Annotated in this window: 40 protein-coding genes, 5 tRNA genes and 1 pseudogene; 17 read left to right on the forward strand and 29 right to left on the reverse strand. The window is 39.7% G+C overall.

Going from position 1 to position 25,850, the window contains the following annotated elements; all coding sequences use genetic code 11:
• Positions 1–107: 107 nt before the first annotated feature.
• The 4 genes and pseudogenes from NST34_RS24000 to NST34_RS24015 all read left to right on the forward strand — a co-directional run.
• A pseudogene (locus NST34_RS24000) lies at positions 108–287 on the forward strand (FMN-dependent NADH-azoreductase); the annotation flags it as partial.
• A 100-nt stretch (positions 288–387) separates the two neighbouring features.
• Entirely contained in the window at positions 388–1,017 is a 630-nt protein-coding gene (locus NST34_RS24005) for a DsbA family protein (protein ID WP_076284728.1), read from the forward strand.
• A gap of 26 nt (positions 1,018–1,043) precedes the next feature.
• A complete protein-coding gene (locus NST34_RS24010; RefSeq protein ID WP_341059830.1) occupies positions 1,044–1,865 on the forward strand; it encodes a cytoplasmic protein in 822 nt (273 codons plus the stop codon).
• A gap of 4 nt (positions 1,866–1,869) precedes the next feature.
• Complete coding sequence (locus NST34_RS24015; RefSeq protein WP_076284730.1) at positions 1,870–2,268, forward strand: nuclear transport factor 2 family protein; 399 nt, start codon at positions 1,870–1,872, stop codon at positions 2,266–2,268.
• Positions 2,269–2,352: 84 nt separating this feature from the next.
• Here NST34_RS24015 and NST34_RS24020 read toward each other — a convergent pair whose 3' ends face one another.
• Positions 2,353–2,523 (reverse strand): hypothetical protein, encoded by a 171-nt coding sequence (locus NST34_RS24020; RefSeq protein WP_341128895.1) that lies wholly within the window; start codon positions 2,521–2,523, stop codon positions 2,353–2,355.
• 104 nt (positions 2,524–2,627) lie between these two features.
• Positions 2,628–2,936, reverse strand: coding sequence for a hypothetical protein (locus NST34_RS24025; RefSeq protein WP_341052373.1), 309 nt, complete (start codon positions 2,934–2,936; stop codon positions 2,628–2,630).
• Between the two features lie 88 nt (positions 2,937–3,024).
• On the opposite strand from NST34_RS24025, the gene NST34_RS24030 reads away from it, so the two are divergent.
• On the forward strand, positions 3,025–3,231 hold the full coding sequence (locus tag NST34_RS24030; protein WP_341129588.1) for a DUF6809 family protein: 207 nt from the start codon (positions 3,025–3,027) through the stop codon (positions 3,229–3,231).
• A gap of 107 nt (positions 3,232–3,338) precedes the next feature.
• On the opposite strand, the gene NST34_RS24035 is transcribed toward NST34_RS24030, so the two are convergent.
• From NST34_RS24035 to NST34_RS24075, 9 genes are all read right to left on the reverse strand, one after another.
• Positions 3,339–3,423: transfer RNA gene (locus NST34_RS24035), tRNA-Leu, on the reverse strand.
• Between the two features lie 85 nt (positions 3,424–3,508).
• On the reverse strand, positions 3,509–4,453 hold the full coding sequence (locus tag NST34_RS24040; RefSeq protein WP_076284732.1) for a lipoate--protein ligase: 945 nt from the start codon (positions 4,451–4,453) through the stop codon (positions 3,509–3,511).
• Complete coding sequence (lpdA, locus tag NST34_RS24045) at positions 4,446–6,140, reverse strand: dihydrolipoyl dehydrogenase (protein WP_341052369.1); 1,695 nt, start codon at positions 6,138–6,140, stop codon at positions 4,446–4,448. The genes NST34_RS24040 and lpdA overlap by 8 nt, the downstream gene beginning before the upstream one ends.
• A 104-nt stretch (positions 6,141–6,244) precedes the next feature.
• Positions 6,245–6,598, reverse strand: coding sequence for a carboxymuconolactone decarboxylase family protein (locus tag NST34_RS24050; RefSeq protein ID WP_060626660.1), 354 nt, complete (start codon positions 6,596–6,598; stop codon positions 6,245–6,247).
• 124 nt (positions 6,599–6,722) lie between these two features.
• Positions 6,723–7,154, reverse strand: coding sequence for a MarR family winged helix-turn-helix transcriptional regulator (locus NST34_RS24055; protein ID WP_341128896.1), 432 nt, complete (start codon positions 7,152–7,154; stop codon positions 6,723–6,725).
• 30 nt (positions 7,155–7,184) lie between these two features.
• On the reverse strand, positions 7,185–7,430 hold the full coding sequence (locus tag NST34_RS24060) for a TipAS antibiotic-recognition domain-containing protein (RefSeq protein ID WP_341128897.1): 246 nt from the start codon (positions 7,428–7,430) through the stop codon (positions 7,185–7,187).
• Between the two features lie 40 nt (positions 7,431–7,470).
• Positions 7,471–7,556, reverse strand: a tRNA-Leu gene (locus NST34_RS24065).
• Between the two features lie 161 nt (positions 7,557–7,717).
• Entirely contained in the window at positions 7,718–8,188 is a 471-nt protein-coding gene (locus NST34_RS24070; protein WP_076284736.1) for a WGxxGxxG family protein, read from the reverse strand.
• A gap of 76 nt (positions 8,189–8,264) precedes the next feature.
• A complete protein-coding gene (locus tag NST34_RS24075; protein WP_341128898.1) occupies positions 8,265–8,951 on the reverse strand; it encodes a M15 family metallopeptidase in 687 nt (228 codons plus the stop codon).
• A 298-nt stretch (positions 8,952–9,249) separates the two neighbouring features.
• Between NST34_RS24075 and NST34_RS24080 the strand changes: the two genes are divergently transcribed.
• Positions 9,250–9,414, forward strand: a complete 165-nt coding sequence (locus NST34_RS24080) for a hypothetical protein (RefSeq protein ID WP_179283823.1) — start codon at positions 9,250–9,252, stop codon at positions 9,412–9,414.
• Here NST34_RS24080 and NST34_RS24085 read toward each other — a convergent pair.
• Together NST34_RS24085 and NST34_RS24090 are read right to left on the reverse strand one after the other, a co-directional pair.
• Positions 9,411–9,746 carry a YolD-like family protein gene (locus NST34_RS24085; RefSeq protein ID WP_042130171.1) on the reverse strand — a complete coding sequence of 112 codons (336 nt, stop codon included), beginning with the start codon at positions 9,744–9,746 and terminating at the stop codon, positions 9,411–9,413. The genes NST34_RS24080 and NST34_RS24085 overlap by 4 nt on opposite strands.
• 382 nt (positions 9,747–10,128) lie before the next feature.
• On the reverse strand, positions 10,129–10,689 hold the full coding sequence (locus NST34_RS24090) for a hypothetical protein (protein WP_149646645.1): 561 nt from the start codon (positions 10,687–10,689) through the stop codon (positions 10,129–10,131).
• A gap of 117 nt (positions 10,690–10,806) precedes the next feature.
• On the opposite strand from NST34_RS24090, the gene NST34_RS24095 reads away from it, so the two are divergent.
• Complete coding sequence (locus tag NST34_RS24095) at positions 10,807–11,295, forward strand: PH domain-containing protein (protein WP_341128899.1); 489 nt, start codon at positions 10,807–10,809, stop codon at positions 11,293–11,295.
• An 81-nt stretch (positions 11,296–11,376) separates the two neighbouring features.
• On the opposite strand, the gene NST34_RS24100 is transcribed toward NST34_RS24095, so the two are convergent.
• Complete coding sequence (locus NST34_RS24100; RefSeq protein WP_341128900.1) at positions 11,377–12,852, reverse strand: glycosyl hydrolase; 1,476 nt, start codon at positions 12,850–12,852, stop codon at positions 11,377–11,379.
• 173 nt (positions 12,853–13,025) lie between these two features.
• Positions 13,026–13,442, reverse strand: coding sequence for a cytidine deaminase (locus NST34_RS24105; protein ID WP_042194350.1), 417 nt, complete (start codon positions 13,440–13,442; stop codon positions 13,026–13,028).
• A 107-nt stretch (positions 13,443–13,549) separates the two neighbouring features.
• Between NST34_RS24105 and NST34_RS24110 the strand changes: the two genes are divergently transcribed.
• Entirely contained in the window at positions 13,550–13,981 is a 432-nt protein-coding gene (locus tag NST34_RS24110; RefSeq protein WP_339248645.1) for a NucA/NucB deoxyribonuclease domain-containing protein, read from the forward strand.
• A 78-nt stretch (positions 13,982–14,059) separates the two neighbouring features.
• Here NST34_RS24110 and NST34_RS24115 read toward each other — a convergent pair whose 3' ends face one another.
• On the reverse strand, positions 14,060–14,206 hold the full coding sequence (locus tag NST34_RS24115; protein ID WP_156113170.1) for a hypothetical protein: 147 nt from the start codon (positions 14,204–14,206) through the stop codon (positions 14,060–14,062).
• Between the two features lie 149 nt (positions 14,207–14,355).
• On the opposite strand from NST34_RS24115, the gene NST34_RS24120 reads away from it, so the two are divergent.
• The 3 genes from NST34_RS24120 (at position 14,356) to NST34_RS24130 (ending at position 15,453) form a co-directional block, all read left to right on the forward strand.
• On the forward strand, positions 14,356–14,532 hold the full coding sequence (locus NST34_RS24120) for a YjfB family protein (RefSeq protein WP_076098563.1): 177 nt from the start codon (positions 14,356–14,358) through the stop codon (positions 14,530–14,532).
• Between the two features lie 140 nt (positions 14,533–14,672).
• On the forward strand, positions 14,673–15,215 hold the full coding sequence (locus NST34_RS24125) for an ImmA/IrrE family metallo-endopeptidase (protein WP_231573332.1): 543 nt from the start codon (positions 14,673–14,675) through the stop codon (positions 15,213–15,215).
• Between the two features lie 46 nt (positions 15,216–15,261).
• A complete protein-coding gene (locus NST34_RS24130; RefSeq protein ID WP_341114452.1) occupies positions 15,262–15,453 on the forward strand; it encodes a hypothetical protein in 192 nt (63 codons plus the stop codon).
• 124 nt (positions 15,454–15,577) lie between these two features.
• On the opposite strand, the gene NST34_RS24135 is transcribed toward NST34_RS24130, so the two are convergent.
• Positions 15,578–15,751: a hypothetical protein gene (locus NST34_RS24135; protein WP_341128901.1), complete on the reverse strand. Its 174-nt coding sequence runs from the start codon at positions 15,749–15,751 to the stop codon at positions 15,578–15,580.
• Positions 15,752–16,159: 408 nt separating this feature from the next.
• On the opposite strand from NST34_RS24135, the gene NST34_RS24140 reads away from it, so the two are divergent.
• Complete coding sequence (locus NST34_RS24140) at positions 16,160–16,654, forward strand: RNA polymerase sigma factor (protein ID WP_341128902.1); 495 nt, start codon at positions 16,160–16,162, stop codon at positions 16,652–16,654.
• Positions 16,651–17,640 carry a hypothetical protein gene (locus NST34_RS24145; protein WP_341128903.1) on the forward strand — a complete coding sequence of 330 codons (990 nt, stop codon included), beginning with the start codon at positions 16,651–16,653 and terminating at the stop codon, positions 17,638–17,640. The genes NST34_RS24140 and NST34_RS24145 overlap by 4 nt, the downstream gene beginning before the upstream one ends.
• A gap of 336 nt (positions 17,641–17,976) precedes the next feature.
• Here the strand turns inward: NST34_RS24145 and NST34_RS24150 are convergent, their stop codons facing one another.
• The 4 genes from NST34_RS24150 to NST34_RS24165 all read right to left on the reverse strand — a co-directional run bounded on the left by NST34_RS24150 (position 17,977) and on the right by NST34_RS24165 (position 19,471).
• On the reverse strand, positions 17,977–18,480 hold the full coding sequence (locus NST34_RS24150; RefSeq protein WP_341128904.1) for a hypothetical protein: 504 nt from the start codon (positions 18,478–18,480) through the stop codon (positions 17,977–17,979).
• Positions 18,481–18,816: 336 nt separating this feature from the next.
• Positions 18,817–18,887: transfer RNA gene (locus tag NST34_RS24155), tRNA-Ser, on the reverse strand.
• A gap of 226 nt (positions 18,888–19,113) precedes the next feature.
• Positions 19,114–19,314: a helix-turn-helix domain-containing protein gene (locus tag NST34_RS24160; protein WP_341128905.1), complete on the reverse strand. Its 201-nt coding sequence runs from the start codon at positions 19,312–19,314 to the stop codon at positions 19,114–19,116.
• Entirely contained in the window at positions 19,307–19,471 is a 165-nt protein-coding gene (locus NST34_RS24165) for a hypothetical protein (protein WP_341128906.1), read from the reverse strand. The genes NST34_RS24160 and NST34_RS24165 overlap by 8 nt, the downstream gene beginning before the upstream one ends.
• Positions 19,472–19,739: 268 nt before the next feature.
• Between NST34_RS24165 and NST34_RS24170 the strand changes: the two genes are divergently transcribed.
• Genes NST34_RS24170 through NST34_RS24180 form a run of 3 tightly spaced genes read left to right on the forward strand, consistent with a single transcriptional unit; the run spans position 19,740 to position 22,102 of the window.
• Complete coding sequence (locus tag NST34_RS24170; RefSeq protein ID WP_341128907.1) at positions 19,740–20,684, forward strand: S8 family peptidase; 945 nt, start codon at positions 19,740–19,742, stop codon at positions 20,682–20,684.
• Between the two features lie 21 nt (positions 20,685–20,705).
• Positions 20,706–21,566 (forward strand): SAR2788 family putative toxin, encoded by an 861-nt coding sequence (locus tag NST34_RS24175; RefSeq protein ID WP_341128908.1) that lies wholly within the window; start codon positions 20,706–20,708, stop codon positions 21,564–21,566.
• Positions 21,567–21,577: 11 nt separating this feature from the next.
• Positions 21,578–22,102, forward strand: coding sequence for a hypothetical protein (locus NST34_RS24180; protein WP_341128909.1), 525 nt, complete (start codon positions 21,578–21,580; stop codon positions 22,100–22,102).
• Positions 22,103–22,199: 97 nt separating this feature from the next.
• On the opposite strand, the gene NST34_RS24185 is transcribed toward NST34_RS24180, so the two are convergent.
• The 5 genes from NST34_RS24185 to NST34_RS24205 all read right to left on the reverse strand — a co-directional run bounded on the left by NST34_RS24185 (position 22,200) and on the right by NST34_RS24205 (position 24,514).
• On the reverse strand, positions 22,200–22,415 hold the full coding sequence (locus NST34_RS24185; protein ID WP_340972108.1) for a hypothetical protein: 216 nt from the start codon (positions 22,413–22,415) through the stop codon (positions 22,200–22,202).
• Between the two features lie 11 nt (positions 22,416–22,426).
• Complete coding sequence (locus tag NST34_RS24190; protein WP_340972110.1) at positions 22,427–22,672, reverse strand: hypothetical protein; 246 nt, start codon at positions 22,670–22,672, stop codon at positions 22,427–22,429.
• A gap of 206 nt (positions 22,673–22,878) precedes the next feature.
• Positions 22,879–23,481 carry a restriction endonuclease gene (locus tag NST34_RS24195; protein WP_341129589.1) on the reverse strand — a complete coding sequence of 201 codons (603 nt, stop codon included), beginning with the start codon at positions 23,479–23,481 and terminating at the stop codon, positions 22,879–22,881.
• Positions 23,482–23,697: 216 nt separating this feature from the next.
• Entirely contained in the window at positions 23,698–24,174 is a 477-nt protein-coding gene (locus NST34_RS24200) for a GNAT family N-acetyltransferase (protein WP_076299641.1), read from the reverse strand.
• 76 nt (positions 24,175–24,250) lie between these two features.
• A complete protein-coding gene (locus tag NST34_RS24205; protein ID WP_076284744.1) occupies positions 24,251–24,514 on the reverse strand; it encodes a GNAT family N-acetyltransferase in 264 nt (87 codons plus the stop codon).
• A gap of 210 nt (positions 24,515–24,724) precedes the next feature.
• Here NST34_RS24205 and NST34_RS24210 point away from each other — a divergent pair, with 210 nt between their 5' ends.
• Complete coding sequence (locus NST34_RS24210) at positions 24,725–25,186, forward strand: site-specific integrase (RefSeq protein WP_341129590.1); 462 nt, start codon at positions 24,725–24,727, stop codon at positions 25,184–25,186.
• A 119-nt stretch (positions 25,187–25,305) separates the two neighbouring features.
• Here NST34_RS24210 and NST34_RS24215 read toward each other — a convergent pair.
• The 3 genes from NST34_RS24215 to NST34_RS24225 all read right to left on the reverse strand — a co-directional run bounded on the left by NST34_RS24215 (position 25,306) and on the right by NST34_RS24225 (position 25,747).
• A tRNA-Ile gene (locus NST34_RS24215) sits at positions 25,306–25,379 on the reverse strand.
• A 44-nt stretch (positions 25,380–25,423) separates the two neighbouring features.
• A tRNA-Met gene (locus NST34_RS24220) sits at positions 25,424–25,500 on the reverse strand.
• 82 nt (positions 25,501–25,582) lie between these two features.
• The gene (locus NST34_RS24225) at positions 25,583–25,747 is read right to left on the reverse strand and encodes a hypothetical protein (RefSeq protein WP_019909365.1); all 165 of its coding nucleotides are present in this window, start codon (positions 25,745–25,747) and stop codon (positions 25,583–25,585) included.
• Positions 25,748–25,850: the final 103 nt, after the last annotated feature.

The raw sequence follows: 25,850 nt of genomic DNA on the forward strand, positions 1-25,850 counted from the left end.
AATTTTTAGATTGAGCCCAATAATAGGAAGTTAATTTTTTCGTCAATAAGAATTGACTTTCATTCTAGTTGTAACTACAATGGTTACAACTAGTAGTAACAGTACCTGTTACAGATAAAAAAGCACTGCATATTCAAGTACATGGTGCTTTCTACTCTGAAGGTCCAGCTGAAGAACTAGAAATGGAGCATCGCCATCTTTTGGTAATGATGATTTTTTTTTGCGTCCCTTCTTTTGAAGCAATCGATGTTGAAGGGCATAATAGGGCGCCTGAAAAAGCACAATAGATTAAAGAAGATGCAATTCTACGCTCTAAAAAGTTAGCTGAGAATTTCTAAGTAACAGCGAGATTGGTTAATAATAAAAAAATAAAGGTAGGCGTTTTTAATGGAGACAAAACAAGACACCCTTATATATGTATGGGATGCATATTGTGGATGGTGCTATGGATTTTCAGAAAGTATTAGAGGTTTTTACAAAAATCACCCTGAAATTCCGTTAACTGTTTTATCCGGAGGATTATTTTTAGATAATCTGCCAATAAAAAAATTCTCATATATATCAGAAGGTAATAAAAGAATTAATAAACTTACTGGTGCAGAATTTGGTCCTTCATATCAGGCTTTGTTGTCAGAAGGTACTTTTACAATGAATTCAAAAGATGCTGCAATTGGCTTTTCAGCTTTACGTTCATTAGCACCGAACCGTTTGTTAGAATTTACTTCTGCCATGCAAAAAGCGTTTTATTATAATGGAAAAAGTCTGAGTGACCCTGAAACATATCGTAAGATAGCTATTGATCATCATTTGGATCCTGAACAAGTACTAGAGCGACTAAAATCTCAAGAAACTATAATAGATGTTCAAAATGATTTCAACACGGTTCAACAACTTGGTATAAATAGCTATCCCTCTTTACTTCTACACAAGGATAACCAATTAATTCCTATTGGTGGCGGAGTAATGACGTCGGATAAAATTGAAGCACGTTTTAAAGATTGTTATATTATTAAATAATTTCACCAAAAAGGAGATAAAATTCTATGTTTAAAACATTCGAAATGAATCAAAATGATGTGAAATTGACGATATTTAGTTCTGAAGAAAATAGTTTTATGGTGACTGCAACCTTAGTTGAAAAAGCAGGACATGCATTCTTAATAAATGCGAAATTCACTCAATCCGATTCGAAAGAAATTGTTGATTACCTAAATAAAAATAACTTATATTTAGATAAAATTTTTATTATTCATGGAGATCCGGACTACTACTTTGGGTTAGAAAGTATTAAAGCAGCGTATCCAGAAGCCATTGCGTATGCCACAGAATCTACTGTTGAACATATTGTTCATTCTGTCTTAGGTAAATTAAAAGTCTGGAAAGATGCACTTGGAGAAAACGCACCAAGTAATGTTGTATTTCCTCAAGTATTTGCAGAAAAAACTATTGACTTTCAAGGTTTAACATTTGAACTTGTAGGTTTAGATAATTACAGAACTAGCTTATTTAACAGAGAATTGAAATTATTGATTGGTGGCATTGATATATTCAACGAAATACATGTTTTCATAGCAGATACTAGCTCAAAAGAAGCAATGGAAGCTTGGATTGAGAACTTGAAAGTGTTACAAGGGTTAAATGCTAACATAATCGTACCAAGCCATGGTTCAATTGAAAAATCCTTAGATAATCAAGCACTTATTGCAACTATCAATTATCTAAAAACTGCAATTAAAGCTTCTGAAGAAAGTAAAACTTCTACGGATTTTGTTGCAAAGCTTGAAGCAGCATATCCAGGCTATGCAAATAAAGGCGTATTAGAATTAAGTGCAAAAGTTGTAACGAAAGAAATTCCTTGGGGGTAATGTTATGAATATATACCAAAAATTATTACATGAAACGTATGTATTAACCGGTGAAGGAAAATTGGATGCCTTCAAAATGTATTTAAGTGATAATGTATCTTGGACAGAAGCTGCTGGATTTCCTTATGCGGGTACTTATGTAGGTCCAGATGAAGTAGTGAAAAACGTACATGAACGCCTTGGAACCGAATGGGATGGCTATTCTGCAAAAGATGAAATCTATGCGTTTAATAATCACACTGTTATCGTCTACGGAAAATATAGTGGGACGTATAAAGCAACAGGAAAATCATTTATAGCAGACTTTTGCCATCTATATGAATTTGATGAGAATGATAAGGTTAAAAAATTTATTCAAATCGTGGACAGCGCAACTGTCAATAATGCATTAAGTTCAAATTAGTTGTTTGTAACTTAACTTGTATACGGGGTAGCGTCAGGATAACCGTATTTTCCTGACGCTACCCATCGCTATCAAGCTAAGGTTTTACACTACCCATAAAGCAAAAAAAGACGTTATTCTTTCTGTAGAATTATAGGAAAGGATGGCGTTTTTTTTGGCATATAGGGCAACGATTTGATCTTCGATGCCTGTTAAATCAAAAGTAGAGTTGAACAAGTAATCTATCGGATTCTTAACAAGGAGCTCTCCTGTCATACCCTCTAGAAAATCTGAAAGATTAATGACTATATCGTTTATGTTAGTGTTCTGTTCAGAAGAGACTAAGTTATTGATGACAATAATTTTGGTGAATTCTCTACTTACTGAGTAATTTTTTTTCGATTGAGTGTAACCTTAAATACATGTTTTCCATTTTTCATCTGGAACTTTGCAACTTCTCCAAGCTTAATATTACTATCGATCAAAGAGTCCATTTGGATGGTATCTTTTTCATCAACAGTAACAACTACGCTTTTTAAATCCAACGAACTGTTATTAGTAATCATCAGTTTATACTCTTCATCCTTAGCTGTTGGTGTATCACTTAAAGTATCTGAGTTGTTTTTTTCACAACCCGATAATAAGACTATAAACAACATAAAAATAGTTAGCCATCTCTTCTTTGTCAATTAAGTCGCCTCTCATTCTGATTATCTAATGCGTTGGCAAGAAATTTTAAAAAAATATTGTTTCAAATGGCGCTAAATATCTGAAATCATAGAGATTTGGAAGGAGCGACTTTCAGAGGAGGAGTTCGACGAGTTGGAAGCGTTATTAGACTTATATGCTCAAACTCATGGCATGGAGTTAACATCTATTTTCAAGTATGGATTTCGCTTGGGGGCGGGCATCATGGTCGAGGTCTTAACCGGGGAAGAGGAACTTGCTAGTAAGTTGGGTACCTTTCATGACAAAACTCCATAATTTAAGGCGTAAATCCTGTGCGCTTAATAATTGTTCTAAATAAAAATCTCTTTTGAAACTAATCCAAAAAACAAAAAAACCTTGATTTCTCAAGGTTTTCACTGAGATGCCGAGGACGGGGGGCGAACCCGTATGGTACTCACGTACCGCAGGATTTTAAATCCTGTGCGTCTGCCTGTTCCGCCACCCCGGGTGGAAATGTACTGAAGCTTTATATGATTAATTTTTTAGGCGAAGGACGGCACAATCGCATCAAAGCGTATCAGCGCCGCCAAATTTATATAAAACTATTCTCATACAAATCCCGAAAAATTTCTTCAAGAAGATTTTTTTCCATGATTTGATGGAAATCTATATTTATGAATTTATTTTCAAACTCTTCGAAATTCAAAATAGCTAAGCTGTCAGAATAAATTTTCAAAAATTTTACAACTCCATGCTCCACGTTAAAAAAAGCCTGAATATTGCCTGAAGGCGTACTTCTTTCTACAATAACATTGTATTTAGGGCTCTCTCCGTAAATCCATTTGTTATCAAAATATTTTTCCATAAGTAAAGGTGTATATGTCATTTTACTATATCTCACCGGAGCAGCAACGTTGCCGTAAACATTCTTGAAGCTTTTTATTAACGCTTCCGTCAAGCTGGCAACAGATATGTCATTATTCAGTTCCTTCAGATTGATGACTCTACTTTTTACAGAGCTTATTCCTTTTGCTTCCAGCTTTAATTTTGACGGTTTTAATATTCTCTCCAACTGCTCCAGGTTGACCTCCACCATTAATGTTCCATGATGAAATCCGTTTTCTTCTTCTGCGTAAAAAGCATGCCCAGAAAACTTTTTCCCCTGATAAGTTATATCGTTTCTACCAGATAACGCTACCTCTAATCCAAAGCTCTCAACGGCACCTTTAATGACCTCTAATTGCTTTTCGAGGTTTTCCTGCTCCTTTTTGAAAATAAAGGTGAAGTTCAGATTCCCCAAGTCGTGATATACGGCGCCCCCGCCCGAAATTCTTCTGGCCAGACTCACTTCATTACTCTTTAATTGTTCGATGTCGCATTCGGTGTATGGGTTTTGATTTCTGCCGATCACTACAGTCTTATCATTTTGCCATAGATATAACGCAACTTCGTCGTGGCAGGCGTTTCTCAACAGCTCCTCTTCCAAGGCCAAATTAAAATAGGGATCATTCTCTTGGGAAAGGACAATTTTATTCATCGAAGTGGAGTGCTCCTATGCTAAAACCTAAAACAGCCTCGTGAATGGCTTCCCCAGTAGTAGGATGAGCAAATATAGTGTGTATTATTTCTTCCTCAGTGATATTGCTGTTCATCATTATTGTGAGTGTGCTTATTAGTGCAGAAGCCTCCGGCCCAATAATGGAAGCACCCACTATTTTTCCACTGGACAAATCTTTAATTAATTTGATGAAGCCCTTTTCCTCTCTCATTGTTAACGCCTTTCCGTTAGCCTGAAAAGGAAACTTGCTAATCGATATGTCCATATTTTTAAGCACAGCCTGCTCTTCTGTTAAACCTACAGACGCAATTTCTGGCGATGTAAATATTACATTGGGCACCATACCATAGTCTACATGAGAAGGCGTCCCTAAAATATGGTCCACAGCTGCTATTCCTTCATGAGAGGCTACATGCGCCAACTGAATACGATTTGTTACATCCCCGATAGCATATATATGTTCTGCAGACGTTTGGAGGTATTCATTAACAGATATGCCTTTGCCTTTTTCATTTAAAGCAATACCCGCCTTTTCTATTTCCAGATCATCTATATTTGGCGTTCTTCCAATAGCAACCAAGACTTTTTCGCTGGTGATAAATTTTTCAGCATTGTCCATTTCAAATATAACAATAGCCTTGCCACTCTGGTCTTTTTCAATTCTTGTAACCTTAGCTCCAGTGTAGACTCCAATCCCTCTGTCCATAGCTATTTCTTTTATTTCTGCTGAGACTTCCGCATCCACCATGGTCAAAAGCCTATCACAAAACTCAATGACATTTACTTGAATTCCAAAATTGGAATAGATGAAGGCAAACTCCATGCCTATTACACCACCGCCAATAATGGTGATAGAACTTATATTCTCCTTATGTTTAAGGGCCGATGTACTGTTTAGAACAAAATCATGATCTATCCCCGGTAAATTAATATTGGCAATTTTTGAACCTGTTGCAATAATGGTATCCGTCGCTTCTATGGTATACTCATCTTTTCCATTCTTGACAAGAACCTGTTTGTCATTTACAAAGGATGCGCTACCTCTGATAATTCTCACATTATTTTTTGAAAGCAAGTAATCTATCCCTGAAACCAATGTATTCTTGATCTCATCCTTCTTATCAATTACTTTAGCCATATCAAGCTGAATATCTTTAACCGTAATGCCAAAATCTTCGGCCTTCATTATATTATGAAAGACCTCCGAGGATTTAATCAAAGCCTTGGTCGGAATACAACCTACATTAAGGCAGGTTCCACCCATAGACAATTTTTCTACAATAACCGTTTTAATTCCACGTTTAGCAGCATAGATGGCCGACACATACCCCCCTGGTCCCGCCCCAATAATTAACAGGTCTGCTTGCAACTGCTCCTTTTTACCGTAAATCATTCCTCCAAAATAATCCAGCTTAGGTTTTTCTTTTCCTGCATTTTCAGCAGTAACTTTAAATAAACACTGGCCTAACTCAATTTCTTGTCCTTCTTCAACCAGAATCTCATTTATAACGCATTTATATTTTGAATTAAAAGGGGAATTGCCCTTTTTACTCTCCAATTGCAATAAGGTCTGGCCCACTGAAACTGATTCCCCGACAGAAATGTTGATCTTTCCCACTCTTGATTTTTTTTCATGCCCAGTAAGCTGTTCAAGTTTTATATCCACATAAATTCCCCCTAGTCTGCTGTGTAGTTTTATTCACATTTACCGTATCCATTAATTTGGCAACCTTCGCCAATTGCGCGGAGATTGCCAATGAAATGACATCCTTACTTGAAATCTTGTTCAAATTCATCAATAGAATCTTTAAGTAATGTGACTGAATACGCCATGCTAGGTCCACCGCCGAAGGCAACAGCAACCATAGCAGATTCAAGGATCTGCTCCCTGGTCGCTCCTGCTTCCAAGGCTTTATAAACGTGAAACACTATGCAGTACTCGCAACGATTATACGCGCCAATCGCTACACTGATCAGTTCTTTTGTTTTGGTGTCTAAGGCACCATCAGCATAATTGGTTCCCAGCAAATTCATAAATGCATTTACGCTGTCCCCATTAGTCTCAGCTAGAGTAGCTAACCCGCTTGTAAAATCATGAAGCATTTGTCTTACATCCTTCTTCAATTGAATCCCATCCTTTTCATGTGAATTGTTTCACTTATGATTTCATAATAATACTTTACACTGCAATAGTTGCTATGTAAAGTATTTGCGCAAAAAAAACCTCCTTATAATAATATCGAATGATTTAGTGGATTTTTGACAAATTATGAACCATCTTATCTAATACTGTCGTAAAAATATGCAGTTCTTCCTGGGATATGCCATTTGTTGCATCATCATGAAAATTTTGACCTATCGGAAGCAACTCAGCTCTTAGAGCTTCACCCTCTTGCGTTAGATTAACTCTGATTATTCTTCTATCTTGAGAATCTCTGACTCTTGAGCATAATTTTTCTCTTTCCATGCGATCAAGAAGCCTGGCTATAGACGATTCATTAACATTCATTTTTTGGGATAGTTCTTTTTGGGATATTCCATCTTTTTCCCCTATAAAAAAAAGGGCCGTCCATTTCACTTTCGTAATTCCAATGTCTTTAAGTCTCCTGTTGAATTCGTCTACTATTTTTTTTGAAGCAGTATTCGTTATGAAACCAATACAATCATTCAAATTAAACATATAATGTCCCTTCCAAAATGGATTGATGTTCTAAAATGGAATTATACCATAGAAATGAGATAGGCTATCTGATATATAGCCATAATCGCCAATGCTTGTCAAATTGATTAAAGTAATTGATAAAGCGACCATAAATTCTTCAAGGCAGCTTTTCCATTTGCTTATTAAATTTTGAACCTCAGCAGAAGCAGGAGACTTATCTTTATGTTTCGCCAATTCACGAAATACATTCTCCATGTTACCAAGAACTGCTTCTCTTGTTTCTATAAGTATCATAATAGAAAAAAACCTTGATTTCTCAAGGTTTTCACTGTGATGCCGAGGACGGGGGTCGAACCCGTACGGTACTCACGTACCGCAGGATTTTAAGTCCTGTGCGTCTGCCTGTTCCGCCACCCCGGCATATTATGTGTTGTTGCTTCATACGATGTTTACGTATAACGCGACAAGAAATATAATATCATGAATATCGATAACGCGCAATCCCTTTTTCAAAAAAAGTTTTATCACATTAAAAATAACCCGCTTCAGCGTGTGCCGACACGGGTTAATAGGCATGTGAATTATCTGCGTTCGTCACTTCTGCTTCTCATTCCGACAAGGCCCAAGAGTCCAAACAATCCGAGCCAGCCCCAGTTAGATCCTCTGCTGGTAGTCCCAGTATTTGTAGTTGTACTGGTTGCCCGATATCTACCGTCCGTTGTAGTGTTGGATAGTGGAGTTATCGTATTTCTGTTGTAGTTATCCCGGGTGTAATTTTCATTGTAGTTATTGGTGTTAGGTCTATAATTTTCCCCTGTGCGAATCTTATCTTTCATAATGCTCTCATGCTGATTCATCGTTCCCGTGGTGCCGTTCATTAGATTGCCTTCCGTATTCATCATCCGAGTGTTATTCACGGTACCATCCATGCCCGTATTCGCGTTCGGGATACCGCCTAAAGCGGCTGACCCGATTGGATTAGCGTAACTAGCTCCCATTATACTCATTGACAGTACAGTACCGCATGCAAGGCTTGTTATCAGCTTATTCACAGTGTTATGCCTCCCTTTATGGTTAGTTATCACTGATAATTTCCCCTTGGGTGGCACTGTCTATACATGAATAGCTTTACTCTTTTACAACATTCACTGTCTTGCTCGCTGCGTCATACGTAACCTTTGCTCCAAGCGCCTCAGCCAGAGCACGCACGGGTACATACGTTACGCCGGTATCAAGAACACCATCCGTAAGTTTAGTGCCGTTTAAGGTTATCGTTACTTTAACGTCTTTGTTCACCTGGTCATCCTCCCCAGTAATTCTTTTTAAAGCTTCATTGACCTGATCCGTCGTAGGACGTTTACCTGCCCGAAGTTGAGTCGTAGTTAAGCCGAAGGCCATTTGCAGATGTGAATAATCTTTAAAAGACGTCCAGTCTCCTCCCCACTCAAGCCCTAGCTGTTTTCCCACCTGTACAACCTCTTGCCAGTCCGCTATTTTATCTTTATCACCATCACGATTCATATCCCAGGAAATACTATTTCCATCCGGCAGCAAAAGCGCAAAATCAAACGCAAGGCCATAATTGTGATAGCTGGTTCCACCCTTGGCGTTGGTAACTATAGGTCCAGGCTTACTTCTCCCCTGCGCATACAAGGCATTTTGTTCAGCAATCGACCGCAATCCCTGAGTAATAACGATGGGCACTCCTCTGGCATAGCTTTGCTGAATCAAAGCCTTCGCCCCTGCTGCCAAAACAGGATGAAGCCCAGCAAGCCTCGCTGCCGATTTGTCCCTCACTTGATCTAAAGTCAGCATAGAATCACCCCTTGGTATAATCAATGATCCCGCTTCCCCATTCGCTTGTACTAATACCCCTGCTTGCCTTAGCATACAAGCATAAACGTCTTCGGCGTCCCTATAAGGAAGGACGATAAGCGTTTAAGCGAGAAATATAAGACATAAAGGATAGGTGTATAACTTATACTTTCTTATATTTTAAAAAAAGACCCCGGTATCCCCGAGATCTCCCCTGAAAAGCACCTACTCATAGCTTCTTCACCTTGGATCATTTCTACAAAAAAGGGCAAAATATTAGCGAAAGGTGGGAACACATATGGACATTCATAGTGATAGCTATAAAGTTGCTGCCCTGAGCGAGCAGGAAGAAGCACTCGAAATTATTCGAAATGCCGAAGCTTCCATTGCAAATCTGACCGGCAACCCAACGGTGACCCTAATTGCTTATGAAAAAAGTGAAGTCAGCGGTTCTCAGCATTAGACGATGTAAACCTCCACTAGATCATCTACATTGATCCACTTCCATTCCTCCGCCCACTGCAGCTTAAACTCACGCGAGTGGGTGTGAATGGAAGTCACAAAACCACTAATTGTCGTATTCTCAAAAGGATCAAACAGCACAACAGTGACGCGCACATGACTCCGTAACGATAAAGCAAGTGTACATTCGATCTCCTCCAGCTTCTGCTCATCCAGAATAGGCTTAATGCGGCGCAGCGTCTCTCGTTCATCCCTAATAATTCTTACCTTGTGCTCCGGCAGCATCATTCGACTACTTTCCCACAGTCCGTTTTTCTCCAGCTTTTTGCCCATGGTAACCCCTCCCTAATTTCTATACTTATTCCGCTACAGACGAACGTATGTTTGTATTATATCCACACCTTCGCTGAATAATCAATAATCAGGAAAAAGATACCACTTCAAAATCCTCCTCTTTTATCTAAAAGTTGTATAATATTGAATATCTAATTGAGAGGAGCTTTCCACTTGAAAAAAAACAATGCCCTGCTCATCCTAATTCCCGTATTATTCCTGTGTCTATACCCCCTCGTATATCGAAGCAGTACCCTCTCAGACCTCACAAAAGGAATCGTAGCTGGCTTATTTATAGGATTGGCAGTGTTACCTCTACTCAAGCTCAAAATCGCATCAAAAAGACGCTGACAGTTGAACTGTTCAGCGTCTAAATTTCGATCTATTCTTGAACTTTCTCTGATTCAGCGGTGGACTGACCATCAGCATCGATGAGTCCTGTTGCTTCTCTTGCTTCATTAAGCTTGGAAATGCCGTATAGCATCGCGACGTCAGCGTTCTGATTCAATTCCTCGAACTTCTCAGCAGTGACCTCTGCGGAATCAGCACCTTGAGAGGCCTGTTCTTTTAGAGAATAAGCACTTTGAAAAGCAATTTTGGACTCATCAAGCAGTTTACGAATGTCTTCGGGCAAGCTAGAGGAAATTTTCACTTTCTCAGCCTGATTGGATAGGTCTGTTGCGGTCTTTTGGAATTCGTTAATCTTCTTCTCCAACTGCCTGTCCGAAAGTTCTCCTGCTGAATAAGCAGCAATAGCTTCGTTGAACTCCGCTAAAGATGATTTTCCTAATTCATCAAGCTTAGACATTTCATTGTAGAAGTTTTGCACGGTTTCCTGCACTTCTTCTTCCGAGGCAGGAGCCGATGAAGTTGAATTATTATTGCTGCAGGCGCTAAGGATGACAGTCAGCATTAGCGTTCCTATTAGTAACACTTTTTTCATTATTTATCCCTCCACTTAACAGAATAATGTCGGTTTGTGTAAAGCGCAAATGAAATTTATGTAAAATGACTATTATGTTATAATTATTTCAATTGTAATCAGGGAAGGAGAGTATTTATGCCTTATTGCACAACCTGCGGATCAGAATATAAGCAGGGCGCTAAATTTTGTGGAGAATGCGGATCTAGCGTTGACGGAACCGCTCCAGTGACCACCCGTCGTCCATCAGCAAATCCAAACGCTACTCAAGAAGTCGTGCTCTGGAAAGGCAAACCAGCCAGTATCTCTGATCGCCTCAAAGGAATCGTACGCCTAAACACGACTACGTACACCATTACAAGCCAGCGCATTATGGTAAAGACCGGACTTATCGGTAAAAATGTCGAAGAAATCGAATTACTGCGTGTACGCGATTTATCCGTAGCACAATCTATCATGGACCGGATGCTCGGCATCGGTACATTAACTGTATTTTCTGATGATGCCTCAGCGCCTCAGCTTCTTTTCCGAAAAATCCATGATGCCCAAACCGTCAAAGATGTTCTGCGCAAAGCTGTTCGTGACGAGAAGATCGCCAACAACATTAGCTACCGTGAACAAATCTAAGAACCTTTCACATTAAAAAAGCCCCGAAATCCGGGGCTTTTTCGCTAATATTCCTATGCTCGAATCAGTTCGGATATCGTCTTATGGAAGATAAAACGCTCCTGCTGGAATAATCCCTTTGGGTTGGCTAGGACTTTCCCACTGCAATACAATTCGCGCGTCCCCCTCATTCTCATAGTACTCCACTTTTATTTCATGTAGCTTGCCAGCTATCAGATTCACACTGCCTTTTCGCTCCTGTCCACTCTGATTCACCCAGCTATCAATGATCAGCCCTCCATCAATCCACACCCGTACCCCGTCATCAGAGGAGGAGTAAATGGTATAGGTTTCACTATAGGCTGCAGTCAGTTTTCCACTCCACCGTACAGAGAAAGCGTCGACTCGAATGGTTGGATCAGGCGAACCCTGTTTCCACGAAAATTGGATGTTAGCATCGGTTCGCGTCAGCGCAGGTGCGCCGCTAAGAGTCATGTTATTGTAATATTGCCCCCATAGTCCACTCTGCAGCACACTGTCTCCCTTAGCGGCTACAATTGCCGCCTCAGCAGCATACTCTTCCCGCGTGAATACAAAGCTGTCATTCATAAAGGCTCTAATTACCGCATCGGTATTCTTCTCATAAAGAAGCTTGCCCCAGGTCATCTGATAAGACCATTTGGGCTGTGATTTAGATAGTAGTGCAGGGGACGGTAGCTCTCCATTTTCTCCAATCGCGATCACTTTTCCACGACCCAGATCCCATAGACTATCATAGTGACTCCCCTTAAAATCCCCATCATAGATATCTAGTGCCAGCACATCTACTTTGTCACCGCTTGGGTAGTATTCGGCAGGGTCATCACTCCACTGATTTTTGGCATTTGGGCTCCAGACCCACAATAAATTATGCAGCTTATGATAGCTGGTGAAACGGTCAAACATAAGGTTCCACAGTCCCACGTAGTTGATCTTCTTCCCCCACCAGAACCATCCGCCATTCATTTCATGATACGGCCGCCAGAGCACAGGAACACCTGCATCATTTAGTTTTTTTAAAGAAAGGGCTATCTTATCCAGATCAGCGATCAGTGCGTTGTACTGAGAGGTACCCGGGGTTATATATTTGTCAAAATCAGCGTTGCTTATGCTCGTAGATACGTTATCCCAAGCTGGCGCAGTCCCTGGCAACTGTGCGTGATAGCTAATCGTTACGATTCCACCGGCTTTATACCAGCGAATAGCGCTGCTAACGCCCCAATCCCGCTGATTGTCTATTAGTGCCGCCGTCTGATTATTGATTGCCCCCAGCTCATATCCGTGAAGGGCGGCGTATTGCCCGCTAGTATTTTTCAGCTTCCCATTGAACTCATCCGCGCTCTCCAAATAATCATGTTGTCCACTAATCCATCCTTTTCCTTGCAGAAAATAAAGGGTATTCAACAATTTCTGAGCAGAAGGTACCGTTTCCGAATCCGCCGGAGCCATTTGCAATTTACGATACGCGATTTGCCACTGAACATCGCTCACAAACCTCGATGCCGAATCAACCATATTTCGAAGATTGCGCTGTTCCATCCACTCTCACATCCTTTTAACTTTTTTAAGTTATAGTATGGGGACAATAGTGACATGAACTCAGCGAATGGAAATGAAGTTGTAAATTAATTTAGGACAGTGTAAGGAACTGCTGAATAAATTCACGGCTCAATAAAAAAAGGAGCCCGGCGGCTCCTGACTATATCTCCAATTTACCTTGTATATCTCAGCGGTAGTAATTCAGAAATATCATATTTAGCTAACCGGCCGTCTTCGGATACAATAACTTTGCAATCCTTCCCGTAATCAGCAATTAACTCACGGCACATCCCGCAGGGAGAAACTACTTTAATTTCTCTTTCCTCGCTGTCCGGATCAGAATGCCTTACCGCAACAATCGTATCAAATTCCTTGTAGCCTTCGGATATCGCTTTTCCAATCACCATCGCTTCTGCACAGACTGTAATTCGTCCCATGCTAGCTTCTACATGTACCGCTGTAAAGATTTCCCCCGTCTTAGTACGGAGCGCCGCCCCTACATGGTGTCTTCCCCATTCATAGCGTCTAGTAATAATATCTTCAGCAGAGGCTATAAGCGTCTGATCTTCAATCGTAATCAAATACTCCATATCCAATTCCGTCCTCCTCTTATTTTTCCTAAGTATATTAAATCGCACTGCATTATGATATAAGATATACTATTTTAAGTTCCAAAAAAGGAGGAGCAGATTTGAAAATACAGAAATTACTCACCAGTCTCATCATTATTGTGTTACTTGCTTTGGGCGGTTACTGGTATGAACAGAACGGTGATCCGTCAGCCCCCTCGTCCACATCTGATTCAGAAGTTGTTCAGCTGATCTTCCCATCAGATCGTTATCCTGAGACTGCTAAGCACATTCAGGACGCGATTGCTAAAGGGGAGTCCGCGACGTGCACGATTAACCGTGAGCAGGCTGAAGACAACCGCAAAGAATCCTTAAAAGGGATCCCCACCAAAAAAGGCTACGACCGCGATGAATGGCCCATGGCCATGTGTAATGAAGGCGGCAAAGGGGCCGACATTGAATACATAACCCCAAAAGATAACCGCGGTGCAGGAAGCTGGGTTGGCAATCAGTTAGAAGATTATGCGGATGGAACCCGCGTAGAATTTATGTTCAAATAATAAGCTAACGTGAACAGTGCTTCAAAAGAATAGCCCCATCCGGTATACCGGATGGGGCTACAATGTGCATCAGCTAGCTTAGAATAAGCAAGCTTTAGTGATGATAACCAGCAAGATGAAGAGTACCAGAATAGCTCCTGTTGAAGTAAAAGGACTACACACCGGACCTACATTTACTGGGCTTACTACAGGACCTACGTTACAACCACAATGTTCCATTCCCATAATTAATTCCTCCTAATGATTAATGACTACAGCACAAGATATGTAAAAAGGAGATAAGCTGTTTGGGCGAACTGGCAAACAAATGCTATTCACCTAATGAATTAGGTAGGCACTGTCGATAAACAGGATATACACAAAGGAGGTGCAATATGGATATAGCCGCATTATCAATGGCAATGAGCCAGGCATCCTTAGCTCAAAATGTAGGAATACAAGTCATGAATATTGCCAAAAATCAGGCTGAAACCCAGAGTCAAACGATGGTGGAAATGCTGGGCAAAAGCGTTGCTCCCAATTTAGGAAAAACACTTGATATTAGTGTTTAATTGCTTTATGCTAAGGACACACGAGAACACTAGTTCTTATGTGTCCTTATGTTTTTTACTTTACATAGCCTTCGGGCTTTTCTTTTGCTCATTTATGCGAACATACGATCCTATAACTGATTCTGAATGAGGTGAATGATATGAATAATATGAAATCCTATTATCAAATGACTGCGCTGGAGAAGTGGACAGAAGATTTATACAAGCGTCTGAACCTTACTCAGCCTTCGCAAATTTCGATTGCTTATATTGCAGAACGGCTTAATATTTGGGTTCATTATTTGGATGTAAGAAGCAAGAGCATCGAAGCATCAGCGGGGATGTACACCATGTTTATAGACAACCGGCTTCCAGCCAGTCTGCAGCGGCTAGAGTTTCTCCATGAGCTCTGTCATCTGCTCCGCCATGGTACTGATCAAATATTGATGCCAGAACATTTTACGCGGGCACAGGAGGATGAATCTGAGCGATTTATTCTTTATGCAGCTATGCCCTACTCCATGATCTCCCGCATGACATTGCCTGAGCAACGTGAAGATGCAATCAGCTATCTTGCAGCAGAATTTCAAGTGCCAAGCGAGCTGGCTTTACAGCGGATTGATCAAATTCAAAGACGTGTTTTTCAGGGGCAATTATTGGCCGTGATGGGAAGAAACGAAGAACGATTAACACATATTCAATAATGACTGCGGAGATAATAAGGGTAGTCGCAATGAAGGACCATTAATTATGGTGGAATTTCTCGCAAGGGGGATCGATATGGAAGCCATTAAAGTAATTGAATTATTGATGACTCATCCAGATTATAACGTAGATGCAGTACACCCCGAAATTCCGGATTTTGTTGGGATCGAGTCGATTGAAGTGGATCATGAAACGGGGACCTTCTCCATTTTATTGCAAGAACCCAAAGACGACTGAAGATGATTTGTGTAAGTTCATAATAAAAAGGCAGCAAGTATAGTATACCCAGGCAATTCTTTACCTACGCGGGTTACCTATCGGTAGTTAAATTGCTGCCTTATTTGTAATAGTAAGCTCTCTATTATGCGGATACAAACTGAATCACACCAATAAGAGTTAGAATGAGGAATATACCCACAACTCCCCAAATAATAAACCATAAGATTTTGAGACCTGGTAGCCTGGGACTAGTATGATTCTCCAATACCTTAATTCGCCGCTCCAGCTCCTTTATTTTTTCTTCTTGTTGCATCATTTTCTTCCTCCCTTCTAATGTGTAAATTACAAGATACAATAGATATGACATACCAGTCACAATATATTATCTTATAATATATACATTTTATCTAAATGGAGGGAATTAATGAAGAAAAGAACAAAAATAATTCTATCGAAAAGAGAAGGATCGGATTTATCAATATAGCATGGCTCTTGTAAAAAGGTTTGATCCAAACTATACATATAAACATATTGAGGAGGGCCTCCCGTAAAGGGGAACTTCTATTATAAAGGCGCGATTGTCTCAGCAGTGATATGGCTGCTGGGGCAATCGCGCCTTTTTTAGATTCTAACCCTTGATCTAGACGCTAACAAATTTTCTCAGGAACATAATGTGACCAAATGCCGTCCTAAATGGTGTTATAGGTAAAGGGGGCATTGAATCATGCAACGATCCATGACCCGGCCGGGAAATCATGTGATAAAGAGTTACGAAATCTACGCAGATATGCTGTTCCGGATTGCTTTGGTCCATTTAGGCAGCCGCCAAGATGCCGAAGAAGCCACTCAGGATACCTTCATCAAACTGATAGAAAAAGCACCAAAGTTCAAAGACGCTGAACATCAAAAAGCATGGCTGATCCGAGTAATCACCAATCATTGTAAAACATTACTGGGCAGAGGCTGGCGCAAGCGCGAGGTTAAGCTGGAAAATGCTGATCCGATTGCGGTAGACACCCCCGAGGATTTGGCTCTACTGCAGTTAGTTATGGCGATGCCTATGAAGTATAAAACCGTAATCCATCTTTATTATTACGAGGACTATCCCATCCAGGAAATCAGCAAGATTCTGCAGATTAGTCAGTCTGCCGTGAAGATGAGACTTCAACGGGGACGGCAACTGTTAAAACTGGAGCTGGAAGGAGTGGAATCACAATGAAAGAAGATCAGTTTCGAACATCATACAAGAGAGCGGTGGATTCTATGAAACCAGGTGAAGAGATGAAAAAAGAATTGATAGACAAACTGGAGCAACAGCAGGAACGGAAACGTCCACGCAAGACGGTTTATATCGCGGCAAGTATCATCCTCGCCGCCGGGATCGGCTTAGCTGCACCTAATATATGGCAGCAGTTAAACGGCCAGAGTACTCAAGGGCAAATCGCTCAGGTAACTCCAGGTCCAAGCCAACCAGGCAATTCTGGCACAAATGCGTCCGGAAGCATTGTCATCCCCAAGCTGGAACTGCCGGATACCAAATCTGGCGTTATGGCAGATATGATCGCTCTAGTCGTATATAAAAATAACATTTATACACAGTCTGCGACTCGAATCAACGCAGCCGATGCTGCCGCTCTGCGCGGTGACAAGCTTGGACGTACTACAGGTGGCATCGATGAGTGGAGCGGTAAAGACAAATATATTGAGTTAGCTTCTAACATCGGCGAAACAGATATCTATTCCGTAAAGGGATATGACTCCAATTTCCTGATTATGTCCTATTCGGAAATCAACGGCGAGGTATTCGCCGAACTGTATGAGCATACAAACGGGATCACCGTAAACTGCGGCGCTGATCTATTTGGCAAGCTAAATCTGGAAGGTAGAATTACTTCCGCACAGTGGGAAAGCTTCGACAGCTGGAACAACGGACAGCAGCAGTACACACCGCTCGCTGACGACGAGGCACTTAATGGCTTCTTGAAGGCACTCCAAGCAGCCGAACCGCTGGCAGCAGAGCCTCTTACCGCGCAAGGCATCTACGACAGCGAAGACCGCAAGGTTCTCTATCTCCAGCTGGAAGACAACGCCCGGGTAGAGCTGACGCTGTTTGGTCAAGGGCTAGTACGTTACGGTCAGGCACCTGTATTCTTCGAGGTCGAGTCCGGGGCATTCCAGCTGCTATGGGATAGTATGAAACCATAAGAATGATGGTCGGAAACCGAGAGTATAGCGATAGGAACAACGATTGGGACAACTTTTCGGGCACCATACCCATTAAAAATGTCTAGCTGGATACAAAAAAAGGCGTTGCTGCAAAACCATTTCATGGCTTTGCGACAGCGCCCTCTTTGTGTTGGCTGCATGGTTTGCATTGCGTCATGTCAGAATATCAGATTCTAAGTATAAAAGAGCCATTGTAGATTAATCCTATGATGGCTCTTTTACATGTTCAATACTGCTATGATAACGGGACTCAAAAAAAGAACGCCCACCATGGACGTTCCTGAGATTCTTATTCGTATACAACGTTTCAGCTAGTTACGCATTTACACTTTCTGTTTTACGATCCTGTTTTGTGTGTAATGTTTTCATCGCAAATCTTGCTATCGGCTGAGCAACCAACAGTTCAATCCAAAATGCTATACCAAAGTTTCTTGGCCAGATATGAAGGAAGTTTTTAAGTGGCTCTAGACTTATTTGTTTCGTCCCAACCCATGTACCGATTATCGATAGTAAAATAGATAACACCGTAACATTCAATAAAGTATTCAACAGCACCCTAGCATTAAATCCATCGGTTTGTCCCATGAATTTGTGCATCACTTTCCCAACAATCGGCCCGGCAACTAATCTTACGGATAAAACTACGATCATCCACATAAACGGAATAACCTTTAGTGTATCTATATACACTTCCTTACTGAAGCCCCGTTCCAACCCCACAATAATAGGGGCAATAGTGTTTACTGAAATGATTGAAATAATGAGTAAAAATAATATACCTTCTTTTCCGTTTCTGGGCAGTCTTGTGTCTCCATGCATGTTTGTCATCTCCGTGAATCATATTTCAGATGGCAGACGTATCATGAGACATATATTTTTGGCCCAATAAAAAGACCAATATCTCTACACACTGATTTAATAATTATAGCACTTTTTTCAAATGAATGTCAGACCTCTATTTAAGATTTATTAAATCCCTCTGCTCTTTAGTGCATTCAAAAGATTTAAACTATCCCTGCAAGCGCATGGCGATAAATCTGGTATCAGTGCATCCGTTAGCAAGCTCAAAATTCCAGTCTTCCTAATTCCCTGCCTTTTGAATTTATGTACCTATAGCCAGCAAAAAAACCTTACAAAGTAAGGGTTTTTGATAAGCGGGCCCTGAGGGACTCGAACCCCCGACCAATCGGTTATGAGCCGACCTAGCACTTGATCAATCAATTCCCACTCCTGCGCGTCAAGCACCGGCTTTCATCTTAATCCCCGCTCCCGCTCATCACTGATAATCCGAAGCTTGTGCTCCGGTAGCATCATTCTACTGCAATCCCAAATACTTTCCAATTTCTTCACCATGATGTCTGCCCTCCTAGTAGTCTGTCCAGTAACCTGTATGGCCGCCGTCCAAGCCCCATGTAACTGATGCTGGTTGATCCTCAGTTCGCTCCCATCCCTCTACGACAACTGCACTCCTAGCGGTTTCCCGAACTCCCACAGAATGTAGTTATTCTCTGTCAATTCCTGCAGCCCGGCTCGGATCTTTTCTGGTGTCTGCCCACTCTTCGTCTCCAGTACCTCTAGCGTAGGCACGTATCCATGATGCAACGAGCAATGCCGCATGATCATCAGCAGCTTGCGGGCCGTATCACTAAGCATAGCGTTTCTCTGAAATCGTTTGCCAAGCGAGGATATTTGCTACCAAGAATACGCGCGGTGCTCCAGTGGATAAGCATGTTGCTCGGATATGATCTCCACGAATCCCCATCACTTCAATTTTACGTTGAGATATCTTCCCTGATTTATCTTGATACACTATTTCAACGATCCGCTCTATACATTCTTTTTTAAAAATAAAATCACTTTCGATCAGATTGCTAGAAACCAATGTTAGTAATGGATATTAAATAGAATTATATCAAATATGTATAAATTATGATATTTTTATAGTATTTTTTATTTATTTTCCAAATATGTATTTACTAAAACATTCTTGCATAATACAACAAATTGGAAATCTAAAGAAATTTACCTAAATTTAAAAGGAGAGGATTATATTAGTAAATAAATACAAAATTTCAATTGTGGTATTAATAATCTTTACAGTTTTCTTCTGTTTAGCATTTTCTTCTTTCAAACATTCTAGTAATATCCATTATCAAATAGTTAGCCCTAAAGAAGCCAGTGTCATCAATTTTGATAAGAAACAGCAAGTTCCTTGGGGAGTTCTCTATCAAAATCAAAAGATCTCGTACACTTTGACTAACAAAATCTCTAAAGTGATTAAAGTAGCTATTATGGATAGTGGGATTGATGAGCAACATGAAGATTTAAAGAACACGTCCATAATTCAATACAATGCTGTTGACTTGGAAGAGCCAGTTTTTGATAAATTAGGTCATGGAACTGCAATAGCAGGTATCATTGCTGCAAATGACAATGAATTCGGATTAGTAGGGGTTTCCCCTCATGTTAAGATTTTATCTATTAAAGTATTAAACGATGAAGGTAAAGGTGAAATTGAGAGTTTTGTGAGAGGTATTGAATGGGCTATCGATCACGACGCGGATATTATTAATATGAGTTTTGGAATTAAGAGAGATGATCCACAATTAAAGACAGCCATTGAGAAAGCACTCAAACATGGAGTTATTGTTGTTGCTGCGGTGGGTAATAAGATGGGTTCTGAGACTGAGTTTCCAGCAGCATATAAGGAGGTTATTTCCGTTACAGGGATAGACAGCACAGAAAATATTTTCAGCCTAGCGTCTAGAGGAAAAGTTGACTTTAGTGCACCTGGCAAAGATATTCTTAGCTTGTCTCCAAATGACCAATATGCTGTTTATAACGGAACTTCTTTTGCTACTGCTCATATCACTGGAACTATTGCAAATCTACTCCTGATTAACGACTATTCTAAGAACGAAAATATTAATACTTTTATTAAAAATGATTTAACGAGCCTTTCAAAAGATCTGGGCAACAAAGGCTACGACAATATTTATGGAAACGGTTCCTTATCTAACTAACTAAATGAAAGAGGGATAAAATTGAATAAAAAAAGATCTTTTATTAAGCCTATTATTTCAACCCTGCTCTCCTTTGCTATTATGTTTTGTTTCGTAATTCAACCACAAGCATATGCTAAGAGTGAACGGTCAGACGAAATATCTCCTAGTTTTCATGTTATAACTAAAGATGAAAATAAAGTGGAAGTTGAAGCAAGATATTCTAATGGCAATTCCGATATGTTCCGCAGTTTTGGAAAAACTGAACAAAATGACTCAGATATAGTCGGTGTTATGACTGTAGATAAAAAAGAAGCAGAGATGACACTAGTAACAAACGAAAAATCAGAAGATGGATCCTCAAACGAAACAGTCTATGAAGTATTGATACATAGTATTAATGACGATGGAGAAATGAATGCTACATTCACAAATTTAGAAACTAATGAGAGTTTTTTGGTTGAACAGGATAAATTACAAGCTTCCTTTGTAATACCAATCGGTGTTATTATTGGAGAAGCTTTGCTTGGTTATTTGCTTAGTATAGGAGCAGCCTTAGTTGTAGCGTACGAAACTATTAGTGTGATTACCGAAGTAAGAGATATCTTAAAGAAAGATGAAAGATACCATCACTATACAGCTCGAATTTTAGGTGGAAATCTTTATGTGGGCAATGCAATAGACTTGTCAGAAGCAGCTGCAAGGATGGTGAATCCTATATTTACCGTAAATACCAAAAATGTCTGGTCTACAAGCGCACCATTAGCAGATGCAGTTGCGAGATTGGCGGGTGGTGGGAATGCACCTAAAGGTCCAGAGTTAACTTGTGATCAGCTTCCAGGTAATTTTTACTACGTCCATTATCATACGCATAATAGAGTTGGAGGACATTCTTTCTTTTAAGAGGAGATATCATGCTAAAACAATTAGATGAAAATTTCAAAGCATCTGGTCTACCATCAAATTACACCTTAGACCAAGCAGAACAGTTACTTCAAAAAAAATACAATGCAATTGAACTAAGTAAAGATGATTTTAAAAATCTACAAAATGATCCAGATGCAAAGTACGACCACATTGCAAAGTGCTATAAAATAGTGGACACAAAGTTACTTTATTCAATTTACACCCAGGATGAGAAACAGGATTTATCTGAAATGATCTTATATCTTAATAGTTTGGTTAACGATAATAGAGGAGCGTCAGAAAAATCTGAAAGTGAACTTATATGGAATGATATTCAAGAAGGGAGACGAATCAATATTGTACTAGAAAGTGTAGATAACAACTCTATATCTTCATTTACTATGCAAGGTTTGTCTCAAAAAATTCTGAATGATCTAATTATTTTAAAGGGTATTCCAAATGAATATTGTGTACTGAGCAATCCTCATTATGAATATTACCTGAATGTACTGCATAATGCTGGAAAAATATAATGAACATTTCACTGAACTTAATTTCATTACTAAATTAATTTTTAAAAAAAATCCCCCGTCGACCACTTAAGGTTGACGGGGTGTTTGTTATACATCCTTATGCCAAGACTTTCCTGAACTCAAATTCATTTCTCATGTAATAAGCATCTGCAACCTTAACGTTAACTGGACTCCATTTCTGGAATGGACCCTCACAATCAATTGTACAGCCAGACAGATCACCACGACGTTCAAGTATATCTACTTGTGACTGTGACAAAATAGCCGTTAGAAATTCTGAATCCGTCTTCAAGACTTTGTATACATTACTCAATATAATCACTCCTAAAAAGATAAGATACAAAGCGCTAATCCTAATACAATAACTCCTACGATCATCACAACAACACCTTTTCTGTTTTTTAAATAGTTATATCCACCAATAGATATGAGGGCTCCACACATCATTACAACCATCAAAGATTGTCGTTCCTCATTCGCAACATCATAATTATTGAACAATAATGAAATACCTAGAAGAATAGTTGCCGCACAAAAATGGATACCAAATTCTTTGAATATTTTCTTCATAACAGTACTCCTATGTATTAAAATACCTGGTTTCATTTTTCTGCTTTATGTATTTCTTAATCAAATAAAACAATACAAATCCTAACAATACCAAGCCAAGTATGGTGATCCATAGAATCGTTGGATTCCCTACGAAAAAGTATGTATTTCTATATTGAAAATCTTCATTGTTCATCAGTATAAAAGCTCCTTGTTCTAAGAACTATCTATTTCTTCGCAACCCATCGTTTTTCAACTTTGAAGTCCTTCTTAATTACTTTATTATCCCATGACTCCAGTATAATCCTGGGCTCTGACTCAAGGATATCCTTTGCTTTATCAATCTGCCCTGACTTGAAAAAGTTTATAATTTCTATAAGGTCACTTCTACTATGTAATCTTACGGCGTTATAACTAGCAAGTTCTTCACACGCTGAGGTATATTGATTTGAGGATATTACCATGGACTTTTTTGCCCTGTAATATCTCATGGAACTATAGATCTCTTGAACAGCTTCTAACCCTACTGGATAAGAATAACACTTTGCCTGAACAACATTTCGAATCCCCTCCCCGTCTGTAAACACTAAGTCAGATCCAAAATCTCTGCCTCCTCTCGTTTTATATGCATCACTATAACCCATGGCCAAAAATAAACGATACAGATATTCTACAAAGCCAGTTCCGTCTTCCATTCGGTCTATGTCCTGGATCGTAATCTTAAGTGGATCAATTACTATACTTTGGGGAGGGTAACTCTTCTTTCTTGATAAAACTTTGAATACAAAAACAGCAGTAATGATAGCAAGAATAACCAACAAAATTATCATTTTTGTCAACCAGCAACCCCCATTAATATAAGAACCTCGCCAATGCCGGCGAGGTTCTTCCAAATTGCAATGCCATTACTCCCAAACCCTAGAACCTTAATATAAATTATTTGGAACATTATGTATATATGACTGGTAAGAAAAAGTCCTAGACTACTATTGGTTTTTGGACTCACGTTTCCCGTTAGCGTAAGCCCTTGCTAGTCCTGAATATCATTAACTAATGAATACTTGTGTTCTTCTTCCTACTTCAATTCGTTCAGTAAATTTTCCTCCTGTATATTCTTCTATTGCCTTTTTCCAAAAGAGTTGAGCAGGCTTGTTGTTATCTATTTGGTAAACTTCCCATTTTCCCTGGTGCATATCAAATATATCTTTAGCAACCAATCTCCCTAATCCCAGCCTACGATACTTCTTCGCAATAAAAAATTCAGCAATAGAAAAATATGCGTCATCTTCTTCCCGATTTTTTAATTTGACTAAGACAAATCCAACAATTTTCCCATTGAGACTGATTAAATATGGATAATTGGGGTCTTTAGACCAATATTCATCAATTGGATAATTAGCATACTTACCGTTTGCCTCAAACTGCAACTCCATAAATTCTGAGAAATCATAAATATAGAATTGTAACAGGTTGCTGAGTATTTCTTTATGTTCCAAGGTTGCTATTTTGATTTCATAGTCCATGTTTGATACCATCCCTCTGTAGATTCAACTATCGTTTCCCATTAGTTAAGTCCCAAACAAACCATGTTGCGATAAATTATTTTATAGTGTCGTGCTCATAGATTTTGGTGGGTCGTCCCCATTCGAAATTATCCAAACCGATTTCTCTGAATCCATATTTCTCATAGTAACGAATATGGTCAGTCGTTATATAAACCTTCGTATATCCCAATTGCCCCACCATTTTTCTGGCATGCTCCAACAATACTGAACCTAAACCTTGCCCTCGCTCATTCTCGTCAATGAACAAAGGAGCAATCCATGGCGATAAATCTTTTCGAATTTTATTTTTCTTTAACATATTCAGCAATCTCTATATGACGCTCTGGACACTCTATTATAGATTTAATAGCTTGCATTAAGTCACTCTTTCATAAATACGGTTCTTGATGAGTATCACCTTCAAAAAAAGGTGCTTTCAGATTACACCTTAAGTTAACTGCGGGAAACGGAAAGTTTATTTTAAGTTAAACTTTACTGCCTGTTAGCTTGATGAGGCGCCCGCCAGTCTATTGTGTTTTCATTGGCAATTTATACTGGAATGAGACGTGGTGAGATCCTTGGACTTCGCTGGGGTGATATCGACTTCGAAAAGAAAGAACTCAAGGTGATTCAGACGGCCAACTGGACACGTGATGGTTTAGTCATTCAACGTCCGAAGACGAATGATTCCATCCGACGGGTAAAACTTTTTCAGAATATTATTGATGACCTTAAGGAACGCTACATGCAAATCGAGGATTATAAAAAAGAATATGGAGACTCATATGAGGATAATGATTTAGTATGTTGCTACCCTGGCGGGGGTTATATAAATCCAAAGGTAGCTGCTGAACGACTGGATATGACTCCTGCGATGTTCAACGAACGATACTCACACCTACTCCCAATCATGCAGGAAGAGGCCGTTGACAAAATTGAAGCAGAACTGAATAAATACGCTGAAAAACAGCTCGAAACTGCAGAAAAATAATTCTCGTTAGCAAATCCGTGAGCAAACTTAAAATCCCGGCCTTTCCCAATCCTATTTTCTTTATATCACTAATCCTATAGACAGCAAAAAACCCTTACAAAGTAAGGGTTTTTGATAAGTGGGCCCTGAGGGACTCGAACCCCCGACCAATCGGTTATGAGCCGACCGCTCTAACCAACTGAGCTAAGGGCCCGGATCTAAAAATATCCGAATGTAGAATTGCTGTTGTAAATAAATTGGTTGCGGGGGCAGGATTTGAACCTGCGGCCTTCGGGTTATGAGCCCGACGAGCTACCGGGCTGCTCCACCCCGCGTCAGAAAAAATATTCAAACAGCGACAATAAATAATATACATTACAAATTGGGTCTACGTCAAGGAAGAATTTATAAAAGTTCTCAAGGCAGAAATCTAACCCCGTACCTTCCCTTACGGGATCGATAAATTTCTACAAAACGCGGGTCATGATAACCGTAAATCCAGCCATCTTGCTCCAATCTTTTAGCCAAACAACCTGCTTGAAATCTGGTCCTGAACAGTTTCGCGAAGTATATCCAATTCATGATGCCCTCTTCTCCTTTTCGCAAATTTATGATACACCGCTCTGAACTTATCATGCCCAAGTTCCACAAAATAAGCCACCAGAAAACTGGTGGCTAAGGGCAT

It is taken from the genome of Paenibacillus sp. FSL H7-0714, assembly GCF_038003765.1.
Classification (GTDB): domain Bacteria; phylum Bacillota; class Bacilli; order Paenibacillales; family Paenibacillaceae; genus Paenibacillus_AQ.